The sequence below is a fragment of the Mesorhizobium sp. M0011 genome, assembly GCF_040324155.1.
In the GTDB taxonomy this organism is placed as follows: domain Bacteria; phylum Pseudomonadota; class Alphaproteobacteria; order Rhizobiales; family Rhizobiaceae; genus Mesorhizobium.
Genome location: NZ_JAMYVQ010000009.1, coordinates 63,172 through 77,793, shown reverse-complemented (window position 1 = coordinate 77,793; position 14,622 = coordinate 63,172). Strand labels below are relative to the sequence as shown.

Sequence of the window (14,622 nt, the reverse complement as noted above, 5' to 3'; positions counted from 1 at the left end):
GGCCGTGCTCCGACAGAGCATGCCCTATCCCACCAGCTTGCCCGGCGCTTTGTCCTTGGCGAGCTTCTTGAATTTCTTCACCACCATGTCGCGCTTCAGCTTCGAGATGTGGTCGATGAACAGGACGCCATTGAGGTGGTCGATCTCATGCTGCAGGCAGGTGGCCATCAGGCCCTCGGCCTCCATCTCCTGCAGCTTGCCGTCGCGGTCGAGATACTTGACCCGTACGGCGGCCGGGCGTTCGACCTCGGCGTAATAATCCGGGATCGACAGGCAGCCTTCCTCGTAGACGGAGCGCGCATCGGCGCTCTCCAGGATTTCCGGATTGATGAAGACATGCGGCGCCGGCGTCTCGTCTTCCTTGGCGAGATCGATCACCAGCAATCGCAGCGGCTCGCCGATCTGGATTGCCGCCAAACCGATGCCAGGTGCGTCATACATGGTCGCCAGCATGTCGTCGGCTAATCTGCGCAGGGGCGCGTCGACACGCTCCACCGGTTGGGAAACCTGGCGCAGGATGGGGTCGGGAAGGATGATGAGCGGCTTGATCGGCATGGCGTTCCACGTAAGACCTCCAGCGAAAAGCGTCAACCGGTCGGCATGAGGCTCGTTCACGTTTTGATCTGTGCTATCGCGGCGAATCGTCTATGCTGTCCACATGAATGATTTGAGCACCATCCTTTCGGAGCCTGTCGCCCGGCTTGGCGCCACAACCATCACGCTCGGCCATGCGCTGGCCTTCGGCGCTTTGCTGTTTCTGGCCCTGTTCGTGGCGCTGGTCATTGCGCTGTGGCGGTCGGCGAAGGCGCGCGCCGTGGCGGCTGCGGAAGCCGCCGATCATGCCCGCGATGCCGAGGCGCGGATGGCCGGAATTCTGCAAAGCCAGGCCGAAATGCAGGGTCGCATGGGCGCCATCGCCGAAGTGTTCGGCGCACGGCAGGCGGAGCTGACGCAATCGATCGGCCAGCGCCTGGACGCGATGACCGGCCGGCTCGGCCAGACCATGACCGAGCAGACCAAATCCACGCATGAGAGCCTGGCCAAGTTGCAGGAGCGGCTGGCTATCATCGATGTCGCGCAGGGCAACATCCAGTCGCTCGCCGGCCAGGTCGTGCAGCTGCAGGCGATCCTCTCCAACAAGCAGACGCGCGGTGCTTTCGGCCAGTCGCGCATGGAGGCGATCGTTGCCGACGGCCTGCCGCATGGCGCCTATGAATTCCAGGCGACGCTGTCGAACGGCAGCCGTCCCGACTGCCTGGTGAAGATGCCGAACGGCGCGCCGTCGCTGGCCATCGACGCCAAGTTTCCGCTCGAGGCCTGGAATGCCATCCGCGCCGCCGACGGCGCCGACCTGCAGAAGGCCGCCTCGCAGGCCTTCCGCCGCGACATCGAGATCCATGTCCGCGATATCTCGGAAAAATACCTGATCCAGGGCGAGACGCAGGACACGGCCTTCATGTTCGTGCCGTCGGAATCGGTGTTCGCCGAGATCCACGAGAATTTCGAGGCGATCGTCCACAAGGCGCACCGTGCCCGAATCGTCATCGTCTCGCCGTCGCTGCTGATGCTGTCGATCCAGGTCATCCAGGCGATCCTCAAGGATGCCCGCATGCGCGAACAGGCGCATCTGATCCAGGGCGAGGTCATTCGGCTGATGGAGGATGTCGCGCGTGTCGATGAGCGGGTGCGCAAGCTGCAGGTCCATTTCGGCCAGTCGGCCAAGGACATCGACGACATCCTGGTTTCGACGTCGAAGGTCACCAAGCGCGGCCAGAAGATCGAAGCGCTGGAGTTCGGCGCGCAGCCCGACGGCGATGCCGCCGCGGACGCAGCGTCACGGGCTCCCGCCGCGAAAGTCGATACTGGCGCGCGCGTTGCCGATTCGAAAACCGGGCAGCTCAGGCTGAGGGTCGTCGAAGGCGACGACTGAGCAGCAGCGCCGGATCCGCCCTACTGCTCTTCCTTGGTCGTCATACCCGGGAATTCCGGCAACCAGGGCAGCGCCGAGCGGTGCCAGCTTTGCCGTCTCGGGACCAGCTGTTCACGTTGCCGCGCCGTGCCGACCCGGATGCCATAAACCTTCGGCCCGTCGCCAACCGATGTCGCGTAGAGATGCGAGCCGCACTCGCCGCAAAAGCCCTGCGCGCGCTTGTCGCCGCTCGATCCTGTCTTGATATAGACCTTTGGCGCACCCTTGGTGATCCGGTAGTGGCCTTCCGGCGCGCCCACGGTCACGCGAAAAGCCGTTCCGGTCAGTTGTTGGCAATCGGTGCAGTGGCAGATTCCGGTGTTCTCCGGGTCGACCTCCGCCTCGTAGGTGATGGCGCCACAATGACAGCCGCCGTCTATTCTCATCTTCGTTCCTCCAAAGTCCCTTCAATCTAGCGGGGCAAGGCCGTGAGGCAATGGCGCGCCGCTAGTCCAGGGTCGGATCGGATGCGTTCTCGATCAGCCTGCGCCGCTGCTCCCAGGTGCCTGACGTCTGCGGCTTGACGAACAGCCGCGTGATCTCCGGCATCTCCTTCTTCAGCTGCGCCTCCAGGCGCTCGACGCAAGCTTCGATCTCGGGCGCCGTCAAATGGTCCTCGAACTCGATGCTGAGCCCGGCGACGATCTCTGCCGGCCCCATATGGACGGTCAGCACGCCGTTCGCCCGCTGCACCGCCGGATCCTGCTGGGCGATCGTCAGCACCTGTCTCTGGACCTCGAGCGAGGCCGGCTCGCCGATCAGCAGGCCCTTGCTTTCGCGGGCCAGGAAGATTGCCGTCGCGCCCAGGATCAGCCCAATGCCGATGGAGGCGGCGCCGTCGAGTTCCGGCATCTCCAGAACTTCCGCCGCCAGGATGCCGGCGAACGCGACGATCAGGCCGAGAAGTGCTGCGCTGTCCTCGAACAGCACGGTGTAGACGCTCGGGTCCTTGCTCGACTGCACCGCCCGCAGCCAGCCCTGCTTGCCCTTCTGCTGGCGGAACTCTTTCAGCGCCACCCACCACGAACTGCCTTCGAACAGGAAGGAAAGGCCGAGCACGATGTAGGTCACCTCGGCGTTGGCGACCGGCTCCGGCGCCATCATATGGATCACGCCTTCGTAGAACGACACGCCGGCGCCCAGCGCGAAGACGAGGAGCGCGACGATGAAGCTCCAGAAGTAGAGTTCCCGGCCGTGACCGAGAGGATGCGTCCGGTCGGCCGGGCGGGCGGCACGGTGCATGCCGTAGAGCAGCAGGCCGCCATTGCCGGTATCGACCAGCGAATGCACGCCCTCCGACAGCATCGCCGAACTGCCGGTAAAGGCGGCGGCGGCGAACTTGGTCAGCGCGATGGCGAAATTGCCGGCGAGCGCCGCGTAGATCACCTTTTTTGAGCCGCCGTGCCCGGCCATGGTGCTGTCCCCATTCGATGCACACCCAGTCTAATGGTCAGATGGAAGAAGCTCCACAGCCACCACAACGTGTGAACCGCTGGCTCGTTCAAAAACGGCGGTCGTTAAAGAGGTTTGTCGTTAGAGACTGGTAGGCAGAACGACTACTCGATGATCTCGCTGGTCCACACCTTGAAGCCGGCAAGCGTTCCCGGCCCGAATATATGGGTCAACGGAACGTCGGCGGCGTCGCGGCCGGAGGCGATCAGGATGCGGCCGATGCGCGGTGCATTGTTGCGCGGGTCGAAGACATGCCAGCGGCCGCCGAGATAGACTTCCATCCAGGCGCAGAAATCCATGCTCGCCCATGGTTTCGGCATACCGATGTCGCTGATGTAGCCGGTGCAATAGCGCGTCGGGATGTTGAGTGCCCGGCAGAAGGTGACCGCGAGATGCGCATAGTCGCGGCACACGCCGCTCTGTTCGCGATAGGCTTCCGCGGCGGTGCGTGTCGGCCGAGCATTGCCGTAGTTGAAGACGATGTGATTGTGGACGAAGTCGCAGACCGCCTGCACGCGCGGAATGCCCAGCGGCGTGTTGCCGAACAGCCGCCACGCTTCATCAGCCAGAAGGTCGCTTTCGCAAAAACGGCTGGGCAGCAGAAACAGCAGCGTGTCCGCCGGCAGATCGCGCACCTCGTGCTGCCAGGCCATCAGGTCGCCCATCTCGAAAGTGCCGGGATCGCGGATCACCGCGTCGGTGCCGAAGGTGAAACGCCCGGGCGGCGCAACGAACCGGTTGCACCAGTTGCCGAAACTGTCGCGATAGCTTTCGATCGGCACCGGCGGGTTGGAGATCAGGAAATCCGGCCGCTCGAGATCGGAGGCACGCGAATAGTGGACATTCAGCATTGCGATGAGCGGCGTTTCCTGCGGAAAGTCGAAGCTCATCTCGCAGCCGATGTGAATTCGCATTGTCGTCCTGACGGCCTGCCTGACGATCACCGGGCGGAGGCACGGGTTGATGCTGCAGTGCGAAGACAACCATGGCATGGACCGCCATGGTTTACGAGCAAATTAGAAACCGGTTGAAAGCGAGCCGCTGACGGCGGCAGCAGTCGCTAACCCCTTGCAGTCCGGCGGTTCTCTTGTTTCACTTCGCTTCCCACATCAGGAGGAACGAATCATGGCTAAAGGTGCGATGAAGGCAGGCAAGGAAGCCCGCAAGCCGAAGAAGGACGCCAAGAAGCCCGCCCCGGCTCCGGCCCTGAAGGCGCCGCCGGTGAAGGCGATGAAGCTCAAGGACAAGTAAGTCCGGCCGATTTGCTTCGAAATGGGATTGCGACCGGCAGCGCTGTTGCCGGTCGTTGTTGATCGAGCGCCCGAAATTCCTATATTGGCATGGCGGGGACGACCTCGCGCTTCCCCAAAATCCGGATGGGACGACCCGCCATTGTTTGACTGATCGTCGGACGCCGAAAATCACTTTTCGGTCCGATGCTCTGATGGAGCGTTGTCGATGTCTTGGATTCTTCTCTTTTTTGCCGGCCTGTTCGAGATCGGCTGGGCAATCGGCCTCAAATACACCGATGGCTTCTCGAAGCTCGTGCCCACCGTGCTGACCGTTGCCTCGATGGTCGTCAGCCTAACTCTGCTCGGCCTGGCGCTGAAGGCGCTGCCGGTCGGCACCGCCTATGCGGTGTGGACCGGCATCGGCACCGTCGGTACGGCATTGCTCGGCATCTGGCTGCTTGGCGAGCCGGCCACCGCGATCAGGCTGGCCTGCATCGCGCTCATTGTCTGCGGCATCATGGGGCTGAAGTTCGCCGCCTGACCAATAGCGCTTCTTGTTTTATGCATGTCCTCCTCCCAAAACCGGAACCGCTTTCGGGCGACATGCATGGGACAAACACAATCAGGGCCGCTGCGAGGCGACCCTGATTCTCGAAGCCGATTGCTTCGTAGCCTGGAGGCTAGCGGGCCGAGAAGCCCGGCGGCGTCCTGCCGGTGCGCTGCTTGCGTGCCGCATAACGCGCGTCACGCTTGGCCTTGCGCTCGGCTTCATCGGCCAGAAAACGGGCGATGCGCTCGTTCTCTTCGGATTCCCGAATCTTGGCCTCAGCCTGTGCAGCTTCCTCGGCGGCGATACGTGCCGCTTCGGCTGCTGCCTCGCGCTCGGCCTTCTCGACCGCTTCGCGTGCCAGCTTCTCCTGCTTCAGCCGGGCCTTTTCGGCCTCGCGGATTTCGCGAGCCGCAAGGATAGCCTTGCGTTCAGCCTGCCGCGCCAGCACTGCGGGATCATCCGCCGCCGGCTTTGCCTTGAAGCGCTCGAGGAGCGCCTTCTTTGCCTCGTTTGCGGCGTTGCGCCGCTCGAAAACGTCTTTTTCCCTGTAGATAGCCAAGTCCACTTCCCTGAAGTCAATTCGCGACGCTTACATACGCGCGAAAACCGAGAGTTCAAGCGCCAAAACGGCATGGCAGCCATGAAATTGTCGGCTGTTGCAGCCGGGAGACGCCTTTGGAGCAATTCCAGGAGAAGTGTGAAGCGGTTTTCCCGGGAAAAGCGCGCAGCGCTTTCCCTTGGGAATTGCGACGAAGAGATAGAGTCGAAAACGACATGCACTGTTCACCGTCGCCCCTCTGGCAGCGAGGTTGGCGGATGGCTACGTCTAGCGGCAAATTCCAACATCAGGATGACATTAGATGGAACTCGGTCTCTACACCTTCGCCGACGTCAGCCCGCAGCCGGGCCCCGGCGCAATCGGCCCGCATGAGCGGCTGCGCAACCTGATCGAGGAGGTCGAACTGGCCGACCAGGTCGGCCTCGACGTCTTCGGCCTCGGCGAGCATCACCGGCCCGACTATGCCGCCTCCGCACCGGTCCTGGCCTTGGCCGCGGCGGCCGAGCGTTCGAAGCGCATCAAGCTGACCAGCGCGGTCACCGTTCTGTCCTCCGACGACCCGGTGCGCGTTTTCCAGCAATTCGCCACGCTCGATCTTCTGTCGGGCGGCCGCGCCGAGATCATGGCCGGGCGCGGCTCGTTCATCGAATCCTTCCCGCTGTTCGGTTACAACCTCGAGGATTATGACGAGCTGTTCGCCGAAAAGCTCGATCTGCTGCTTGCCATCCGCGACAGCGTGAAGGTCACCTGGTCGGGCAATCTGCGCGCGCCGATCAACGATCGCGGCGTTTATCCCCGGCCCTTCCAGGACAGGCTGCCGGTCTGGATCGCCATTGGCGGCACGCCGCAGTCTGCCGCCCGCGCTGGCGCGCTCGGCCTGCCGCTGGCGCTCGCCATCATTGGCGGCGAGCCGGCGCGTTTCGCGCCGCTGTTCGATCTCTACCGCGAAGCCGCCAAGCGCGCCGGTAGTGATCTGGCGGGCCTCGCCACCAGCATCAACGTGCACGGCTTCATCGCCGAGACGACCGAGCAGGCGGCCGACGATTTTTACGGCCCGCAGGCGGAGGTGATGAACCGCATCGGCCGCGAGCGCGGCTGGGGTCCGACATCCCAAGCGCATTTCGACCAGTCGCGCGGCCCGAACGGGGCCTTGTTCGTCGGCGGCCCCGAGCAAGTGGCTGAGAAGATCGTCGCCCAGCACAAGATCTTCAAAAACGACCGCTTCCTGCTGCAGATGGCGATCGGCACCATGCCGCATGCCAAGATCATGAAGGCGATCGAACTCTACGGCACCAGGGTGGCGCCAATCGTACGCAAGGAAACAGCCAAGGCTGAGCCGGCACCGACAGCGCCGGTCGCCTGACCCGGAGTCCGGTGCGAGCGGCCTCATTCCGGAAGCCGGCTCATGGAACCTGCGCCCATAACTCTGCGTTCATGCAGGCAATAGCCGATCGCCGAGGGCGCCGGCTCGAGGGTGAGCATGAAAACCGAACCCGCTGCCTTGGCTCACGCCGTCGCCGACGAATCGGATTCGCGCGTTGCGGCCCGCGCCGACACGCATCTGATGCGTTCGCTGCTCGTCGGCATTTTCCTGTTCATGGCCATCTATGCACTCTACTTCGCTCGCGCTTTCTTCATGCCGGTCATTCTGGCTTTCCTGCTGGCGCTGACGCTGACGCCGATCGTTAGGCTCCTGCGCAGGCACGGCATCTCCGAAGTGATTTCGGCGACCCTTCTGGTGCTGGTGTCGATCTGCATCTTTGCCAGCGTAGGCTACCTGCTCAGCGGACCGATCATCGACCTCATCAACAACACCTCTTCGATAGGCCAGCAACTTGCCGAACGGCTGGCACAATTGCGCCGCCCGCTCGAGAAGATCATGCAGATTTCGCATCAGATCGAACAGCTGACCCAGACTTCGCAGGAGCCGGGCATTCAGAGGGTGGCGGTGGCGCAGTCCGGCATCCTGTCGGCGGCCGCCAGCAACATCCTGTCGGCGGGAACAGGCCTGACCATCATCTTCGTGCTGTCGCTGTTCCTGCTCGCCTCCGGCACGATGTTTTATGAAAAGATCATCCAGTCCTTCGCCCGCCTCAGCGAAAAGAAACGGGCGCTGCGCGTCGTCTATGACGTCGAGCGCGAAATCTCGCACTATCTGCTCACCGTCACCATCATCAATGCCGGCCTTGGCACAGTCATCGCTCTCGGTCTGTGGGCGCTTGGCATGCCCAACCCGCTGGTCTGGGGAGCCGCCGCGGCGTTGCTCAACTTCTTGCCCTATGTCGGAGCGCTGATCACCATTGCGCTTGTCACGGTCATGGCGTTGATCAGCTTCGATACCATCTTCTACGCGCTTCTGGCGCCGGCCTTCGTGATCTTGTGCGACATCGTCGAAGGCCAGTTCGTGACGCCGATGGTGGTCGGCCGGCGCCTGGAGATCAACGCCGTGGCGATCTTGATCGCCATCGCCTTCTGGTCATGGCTGTGGGGCTTCGTCGGCGCCCTGATGGCGGTGCCGCTGCTGGTCGTCATCAAGGTATTCTGCGATCATTTCGACGGGCTCAGCCATGTCGGCAATTTTCTCTCCGCGCAGCACGCGGTTGTCGTCGAGGAGGACGACATCGCCGACCCCGAAGCTGTCAAAGGCTGATCAATATTTTTGAATTTGCGGCGCCGCCGGATGCTTCCTACATGCGGTCCTGACACAGGATCCCACCCATGACCGCTCTTTCCGTTCTCGACCTGTCGCCGATCGTCGAAGGCAGCGATGCCTCGCAGTCGCTGGCCAACTCGCTCGATCTTGCCCGCCATGCCGAGCGCCTGGGCTACAAGCGTTTCTGGCTGGCCGAGCATCACAACATGCCGGGTATCGCCAGCGCGGCCACAGCCGTCGTCATTGCCCATGTCGCCGGCGGCACCAAGACCATTCGCGTCGGCGCCGGCGGTATCATGCTGCCCAACCATTCGCCGCTGGTGATTGCCGAGCAGTTCGGCACGCTGGCCGCGTTGCATCCGGGCCGCATCGATCTCGGCATCGGCCGGGCGCCCGGCACCGACATGGGCACCGCCCGTGCCTTGCGCCGCAATCTCGAGGCCGGGGTCGACAATTTCCCTCAGGATGTCGTCGAGCTGATGGGCTATTTCCAGCCGGCCGAGGAGGGCCAGCGCATCCGAGCCGTGCCCGGCGAAGGCCAGGACGTGCCGGTCTGGATCCTTGGCTCCAGCCTCTACGGCGCGCAGCTCGCCGCCATGCTCGGCCTGCCCTACGCCTTCGCTTCGCATTTCGCGCCGGCGGAGCTGGATCACGCGCTGGATGTCTACCGCTCGCGCTTCCAGCCGTCCGAGCAGCTCGACAAGCCGCATGTCATGCTTGGCCTCAATGTCTTCGCCGCGCCCACCGATGCGGAGGCCCGTTTGTTGTTCACCTCGCTGCAACAGGCTTTCGTCAATCTGCGCACCGGTCGGGCCGGCCGGCTGCCGCCACCTGTCGAGAACTATGACCGCGATCTCGATCCGATGGCAAAGACAATGCTCGGCCAGGCATTGTCCTGCGCCGTCGTAGGCTCCCCGGAAACGGTGCGGCAAGGCATCGATGCCTTCGTGCGCCGCACCGGCGCCGACGAACTGATGGTCACCGCGCAGATTTTTGATCATGCGGCGCGGGTGCGATCGTTCGAGATCCTGGCCGAGGCGCACAAATCCTTGTCGCAGGCGGCCTGACAAATCCTGGTACGACTTACGCCGGGGGAAGGCTACGCGCTCACGCTCTGCGCAATCGCGCCGAGCGGACGGCATGAATTGCGGATCATCAGCCGGCCCTTGAGCAAAAGCTTGCGCGGCGGCGCGTCCCTGTTGCCGGCAAGACGGTCGAGAAGCAGATTGGCCGCCTGTTCTCCGATCGCCTGCACCGGCTGGGCCACCGTGGTCAACTGCGGCTGGAACACGTCGGACCATGGAAAGTCGTCGAAGCAGGCGACCGAAATGTCTTCCGGGCAGGACAGGCCGATGTCGCGGATCGCCTTCATGGTGCCGATCACCATCGGGTTGTTGGCCGAGAAGATAGCACTTGGCCGATCATGCGAGGAAAGCATCTGCATGGTTTCGTTATAGCCGTCGATCTCATGGAAATTGCCGAAGCGGATCAGTTCTTCGGCGATCGGCAGGCCGGCGGCGTGAAGCGCCTCGCGATATCCCGCCATGCGGTCATGCATCGGCGAGATGTCCGAGGTGCCGGTGATGTAACCGATGCGCCGGTGGCCGAGATTGATCAGATAGGTGATGGCGTCGAACACCGCGCGCTGGTTGTCCAGCACCACGGCATCGGTGTCGACGCCTTTGCAGATACGATCGAGCAGCACGACCGGCACGTTGGCGTCGTCGACGATCCGCTTGAGGATCGCGCCGTCGCCGACGCGCGCCACGATCAGCCCGTCGACCATGCGGTCGAGCAGCAGCCTGATCTGGTCGTCCTGGGTGTTCAAATCCTCGTCCGTGCAGCACAGCATGACGGCATAGCCGGCCCGGTCGAAGGCCTGCTGGATGACCGAGACGACATCGGTGAAGAACGGGTTGGTGATGTGCGGCACGGTCAGTCCGATGGTGCGGGTCGTGCCCATCTTCAGGCTGCGGGCGATCGCGTTGCGCTTGTAGCCGATATCGCGGATCGCCTGCTCGATGCGCTGGCTAAGCTCCGGGCTGACCGTCGCCGTGCCATTGATCAGCGCCGAAACGGTGGCGACAGAAACACGCGCCGCTTCAGCCACATGAAGCATGGTGGGCGCGGTGGATTTGCGGTGTCTTTTTTTCCCTGACGCTGTCATTTTCGAAACGTTTCGCCACCCCTTGCTGGCCAATACGTACGGAATCCTGTCCTTTTAAGCAAGAATCGAATTGCATCAAACGCCCGGCACCTTATATCGGCTTGACATGATCGAAACGTTTAGATTAGCGTTTGCGGGAAATTGACGACGACGGAAGGGAGGCCGCCATTGTCATGCAAGAGAGCAATTCCCTTTCCCCGCAGCACGATGCGACTGATCGGTCGGACACCGTTCTGAGTGCCGAGCGCATTTCCAAGAGCTTCGGCGGCATCGCCGCGCTTGTCGATGTCAGCTTTGAGCTGCGGCGCGGCGAGGTTCATGCCTTGATGGGCGAGAACGGCGCCGGCAAGTCGACGCTGATGAAAATCCTCTCCGGCGTCTATACCGGCTATGAAGGCACGGTCAGCGTCGATGGCCGCCCCGTCAGCTTCGCCGGAGTGCGCGACGCCGAGGATGCCGGCATCGCCATCATTCATCAGGAGCTCAACCTGGTGCCTGAGCTCAGCGTCGCCGACAACATTTTCCTCGGCCGCGAGAAGCTGATCGCCGGGCTGATCGTCGACCGCAAGGCAAGCAGCCGCGCGGCGGGTGCTTTGTTGCAGCGGCTCGGCATCGAACTCGATCCGCAAGCCCGCGTCGGCGCCTTGCGTGTCGGCGAGCAGCAACTGGTCGAGATCGCCAAGGCGCTGTCGATGTCGGCGCGCATCCTGATCATGGACGAGCCGACCTCGGCGCTGTCGCCGGCCGAATGCCAGCGGCTGTTCCGCATCATCCGCCAGCTTGCCGACAGCGGAGTCGCCATCGTCTACATCTCGCACCGCATCGACGAGGTCATGCATCTGGCCGGCCGCGTCACCGTGTTTCGCGACGGACGCCATGTGCTGACCGAGCCGATGGCCAGGCTCGACGAAGATGCGATCATTTCGGCGATGGTCGGCCGCAACCTGCTTGCTTCCTCCCAGGAAGAGCGCAACACCACTGGCATGACCGTGCTTTCGGTCGAAAACCTGTCGCTGTCGAAGCCCGATGCGCATGGCTGGCGCACCGTGATCGACGGCGTCGGCTTCGATCTTGCCGCTGGAGAAATCCTTGGCATTGGCGGGCTGCTGGGTTCGGGCCGCACCGAGATCCTGGAAGCGATCTTCGGTTCGAGCGATGGCCGCACCGGCGGCGAAATCCGTATCGACGGCCAGCGCATGGATATCCGTTCGCCGCGCGATGCAAGGCGGCTGGGCATCGCGCTGGTGACCGAGGATCGCAAGACGCAAGGGTTGCATCTGCAGGCTTCGATCGCGGACAATGTCGCGCTGCCGCTGGTCGGCTCGCTGGCCCGCTTCGGCATCCGCTCGCTGGCCGGCGAGCAGGGGCTGGCGCGGCAGGCGGTCGAGGCCCTCGGCATCCGCTGCCGGGACATCGATCAGCCCGCCGGTACGTTGTCGGGCGGCAACCAGCAGAAGGTCGTCATCGGCAAGTGGCTGGCAACCAGGCCAAGGGTGCTGCTGCTCGACGAGCCGACGCGCGGCATCGATGTCGGCGCCAAGCGCGAGATCTACGACCTGATCTTCAGGCTGGCGCGCGACGGCCTCGCCATCGCCGTCATCAGCTCCGAACTGCCGGAGCTGCTGCACCTCTCCGACCGCATCCTGGTGATGGCCGATGGCCGCCAGACAGGCATTCTTTCCCGCGACGCGGCCAGTGAGGAGGCCATCATGCGCCTCGCCGCCCCGCGTCGGACCATATCGAGACCAGCCGCATGACTGCCCTGAAACTCCTGTCCCGAACCAAGCTCTATTGGGGCCTGATCGCCATCTTCCTGATCGGCGTGCTCGGCTCGCCGATGAGCTCGAAGGGCAACAACATCTTCCTCTCCTACGGCAATCTGCTCGATGTGCTGCGCCAGGTGTCGACCACCGGCCTGATCGCCACCGGCATGACGGCTGTGATCATCACCGGCGGCATCGATCTCTCCGTCGGCTCGCTGATGGCTATCTGCTCGGTGGTCTGCGCCATGCTGCTGACGGTTCCAGGCGTGACACCAGGCGTCGTGCTGGGCGTGCCGACCGTCGCTTTGGTGGCGCTTTGCCTCGGTTTCGTCGTCACCCGCTTCATTTTCCAGAACCTGGCAAAGTCCCGCGCCGGCGCAGATCTCCTCCGCGAGATCAGGCTGGACGGGATTCGTGGGGTGGTCACGCCCGCCGTCGTCGGCGTGGTCCTGTGCTGCCTGTCGCTGTGGTTTCTGCTGCCGCAGATCGAGCCGAAATTCGGCGTGTTCGGCGTGCTGCTGGTGGCGCCATGCGTCGGCCTGCTGTTCGGCGCGCTCAACGGCTTCATCATCGTTGCCGGGCGCCTGCAGCCCTTCATCGTCACCTTGGCGATGATGGTGACGGCGCTCGGCATCGCCCGGCTGACCGCCGGCCAGAACAATGCCGTGCTGCCGGTCTATACCGGCTCCAACGCGACCGCCGATTTCGAGATCCTGCGCTCGCTGGTGTTCGGCATCATCCCGATGCCGGGCCTGTTCTTCCTCGGCGCCATCCTGATCTATGGCGCGGTGCTGCGCTTCACGCCGTTCGGCCGCTATGTCTACGCCATCGGCGGCAACGAGGAGGCGGCGCGCCTCTCCGGCATCGCCGCCGGCCGCGTCAAGATCGCTACCTATGCTGTCTCCGGGCTGCTCGCCGGCATCGCCGCCGTGCTCTATGTCGCGCAGTACCGGCAAGGCAAGCCGGATGCCGGCGCCGGGCTGGAGCTCGATGCCATAGCCGCCGTGGTCATCGGCGGCACCAGCCTGATGGGCGGCCGCGGCAGTCTCACCGGCACGTTCTGCGGCGTGCTGATCTTCGGCCTGCTCTCCAACATCCTGCAGCTCCACAACATCAATTCGAACCTTCAGCTGGTGCTGAAGGGGATGATCATCATCGGCACCGTGCTCGTGCAGGAGCGCAATGCCGGTGATCTCCTGGCCTATCTGCGCCTGCCCGGCGGGCAATCGGCGCATAAGGAAACGGCCGTGGCAAAGCGGCCGTCGCAAGAGACACCGTCTCTCAATCTCGGAGGAAACAAAAAATGAAACGACGTGACATGCTGAAGCTTGCCGCCGTGACCGCGGCACTGCTGACCACCACCGCGCTTCTGACCACCGGCAATGCCTTCGCCCAGGACAAGAAGTGGAAGATCGGCTTCTCGCAGGTGACGACCATCGAGCCCTGGCGCGCGCAGTTCAACAAGGACATCCTGGCCGAAGCCGCCAAGCATCCCGAGGTCGAACTGATCATCACCGACGGCGAGGACAAGACCGAAAAGCAGGTCGCCGATGTCGAGAACCTGATCCGCCAGGAGGTCGATGCGCTGTTGGTGTCGCCGAAGGAATCTGCCGGCTTGACCGGCGTCGTGCAGCAGGCGATCGACGCCAAGATCCCGGTCTTCGTGCTCGACCGCAATGTCGACACCAAGGACTACACGCAGTTCGTCGGCGGCGACAACGCGCTGATCGGTCGCGCGGCCGGCGAATATGCCGTCGAACTGCTTGGCGGCAAGGGCAAGGCTGCAGGCAACGTCGTCGAGATCTGGGGCGGCATGGGCACCCAGCCGGCGCATGACCGCCACGACGGCTTCCACGAATTCACCGACAAGGAGCCGGGCATCAAATATCTGCTCGACCAGCAGTCGGGCGACTGGAAGCAGGACCAGGCCTATAATCTGATGGCCAACGCGCTGAAGAGCAACGAGAAGATCGATCTCGTTTACGGCCACAACGATCCGATGGCCTATGGCGCCTATCTCGCCGCCAAGGATGTCGGCCGCGAAAAGGACATCAAGTTCATCGGCATCGACGGCCTGCCCAACGAAGGCGTGCAGATGGTCAACAAGGGCGAGCTGACAGCCACCTTCACCTATGTCACTCCCGGCGCCGAAGGCCTGCGCCAGGCGATCAAGTTCCTCAACGGCGAGAAGGTCGAAAAGACCATCACTCTGCCGACCGAGAAGATCACCAAGGAAAACGCTGCCCAGGTGCTGAAGGACAACGGCCTCTGAGCCAA

The 14,622-nt window shown here is 63.5% G+C and carries 15 protein-coding genes; 9 read left to right on the top strand and 6 right to left on the bottom strand.

The genetic code is table 11. The features are described 5' to 3' along the window. Nucleotides 1-24: 24 nt before the first annotated feature. Complete coding sequence (def, locus tag NKK51_RS12870; RefSeq protein WP_352553302.1) at nucleotides 25-555, bottom strand: peptide deformylase; 531 nt, start codon at nucleotides 553-555, stop codon at nucleotides 25-27. 103 nt (nucleotides 556-658) lie between these two features. On the opposite strand from def, the gene NKK51_RS12865 reads away from it, so the two are divergent. Then, on the top strand, nucleotides 659-1,930 hold the full coding sequence (locus NKK51_RS12865) for a DNA recombination protein RmuC (protein ID WP_023810755.1): 1,272 nt from the start codon (nucleotides 659-661) through the stop codon (nucleotides 1,928-1,930). Between the two features lie 20 nt (nucleotides 1,931-1,950). Here the strand turns inward: NKK51_RS12865 and NKK51_RS12860 are convergent, their stop codons facing one another. The 3 genes from NKK51_RS12860 to NKK51_RS12850 form a co-directional block, all read right to left on the bottom strand. Further along, the gene (locus tag NKK51_RS12860; RefSeq protein WP_127296482.1) at nucleotides 1,951-2,355 is read right to left on the bottom strand and encodes a GFA family protein; all 405 of its coding nucleotides are present in this window, start codon (nucleotides 2,353-2,355) and stop codon (nucleotides 1,951-1,953) included. Between the two features lie 61 nt (nucleotides 2,356-2,416). Continuing rightward, nucleotides 2,417-3,382, bottom strand: coding sequence for a cation diffusion facilitator family transporter (locus tag NKK51_RS12855; protein WP_352440613.1), 966 nt, complete (start codon nucleotides 3,380-3,382; stop codon nucleotides 2,417-2,419). 143 nt (nucleotides 3,383-3,525) lie between these two features. After that, nucleotides 3,526-4,335 (bottom strand): transglutaminase-like domain-containing protein, encoded by an 810-nt coding sequence (locus NKK51_RS12850; RefSeq protein ID WP_023810752.1) that lies wholly within the window; start codon nucleotides 4,333-4,335, stop codon nucleotides 3,526-3,528. Nucleotides 4,336-4,546: 211 nt separating this feature from the next. Here NKK51_RS12850 and NKK51_RS12845 point away from each other — a divergent pair, with 211 nt between their 5' ends. Then, nucleotides 4,547-4,672 carry a hypothetical protein gene (locus NKK51_RS12845; protein WP_013528464.1) on the top strand — a complete coding sequence of 42 codons (126 nt, stop codon included), beginning with the start codon at nucleotides 4,547-4,549 and terminating at the stop codon, nucleotides 4,670-4,672. A gap of 207 nt (nucleotides 4,673-4,879) precedes the next feature. After that, a complete protein-coding gene (gene sugE, locus NKK51_RS12840; protein WP_013528463.1) occupies nucleotides 4,880-5,194 on the top strand; it encodes a quaternary ammonium compound efflux SMR transporter SugE in 315 nt (104 codons plus the stop codon). Nucleotides 5,195-5,333: 139 nt separating this feature from the next. On the opposite strand, the gene NKK51_RS12835 is transcribed toward sugE, so the two are convergent. Beyond that, entirely contained in the window at nucleotides 5,334-5,762 is a 429-nt protein-coding gene (locus NKK51_RS12835) for a DUF6481 family protein (protein WP_023761392.1), read from the bottom strand. A 301-nt stretch (nucleotides 5,763-6,063) separates the two neighbouring features. Here NKK51_RS12835 and NKK51_RS12830 point away from each other — a divergent pair, with 301 nt between their 5' ends. The 3 genes from NKK51_RS12830 to NKK51_RS12820 all read left to right on the top strand — a co-directional run bounded on the left by NKK51_RS12830 (nucleotide 6,064) and on the right by NKK51_RS12820 (nucleotide 9,482). Beyond that, on the top strand, nucleotides 6,064-7,125 hold the full coding sequence (locus NKK51_RS12830) for an LLM class flavin-dependent oxidoreductase (RefSeq protein WP_352553142.1): 1,062 nt from the start codon (nucleotides 6,064-6,066) through the stop codon (nucleotides 7,123-7,125). Nucleotides 7,126-7,242: 117 nt separating this feature from the next. Continuing rightward, nucleotides 7,243-8,412, top strand: coding sequence for an AI-2E family transporter (locus NKK51_RS12825; protein ID WP_023810749.1), 1,170 nt, complete (start codon nucleotides 7,243-7,245; stop codon nucleotides 8,410-8,412). A 68-nt stretch (nucleotides 8,413-8,480) separates the two neighbouring features. Next, nucleotides 8,481-9,482 carry an LLM class flavin-dependent oxidoreductase gene (locus NKK51_RS12820; RefSeq protein WP_023810748.1) on the top strand — a complete coding sequence of 334 codons (1,002 nt, stop codon included), beginning with the start codon at nucleotides 8,481-8,483 and terminating at the stop codon, nucleotides 9,480-9,482. Nucleotides 9,483-9,514: 32 nt separating this feature from the next. On the opposite strand, the gene NKK51_RS12815 is transcribed toward NKK51_RS12820, so the two are convergent. Continuing rightward, nucleotides 9,515-10,534 (bottom strand): LacI family DNA-binding transcriptional regulator, encoded by a 1,020-nt coding sequence (locus tag NKK51_RS12815; RefSeq protein ID WP_023810747.1) that lies wholly within the window; start codon nucleotides 10,532-10,534, stop codon nucleotides 9,515-9,517. 221 nt (nucleotides 10,535-10,755) lie between these two features. On the opposite strand from NKK51_RS12815, the gene NKK51_RS12810 reads away from it, so the two are divergent. Genes NKK51_RS12810 through NKK51_RS12800 form a run of 3 tightly spaced genes read left to right on the top strand, consistent with a single transcriptional unit; the run spans nucleotide 10,756 to nucleotide 14,617 of the window. Continuing rightward, nucleotides 10,756-12,339 carry a sugar ABC transporter ATP-binding protein gene (locus tag NKK51_RS12810; RefSeq protein ID WP_023810746.1) on the top strand — a complete coding sequence of 528 codons (1,584 nt, stop codon included), beginning with the start codon at nucleotides 10,756-10,758 and terminating at the stop codon, nucleotides 12,337-12,339. Further along, complete coding sequence (locus NKK51_RS12805) at nucleotides 12,336-13,652, top strand: ABC transporter permease (protein ID WP_352553139.1); 1,317 nt, start codon at nucleotides 12,336-12,338, stop codon at nucleotides 13,650-13,652. The genes NKK51_RS12810 and NKK51_RS12805 overlap by 4 nt, the downstream gene beginning before the upstream one ends. Continuing rightward, entirely contained in the window at nucleotides 13,649-14,617 is a 969-nt protein-coding gene (locus NKK51_RS12800; RefSeq protein ID WP_127411071.1) for a substrate-binding domain-containing protein, read from the top strand. The genes NKK51_RS12805 and NKK51_RS12800 overlap by 4 nt, the downstream gene beginning before the upstream one ends. The last annotated feature ends 5 nt before the right edge of the window (nucleotides 14,618-14,622 follow it).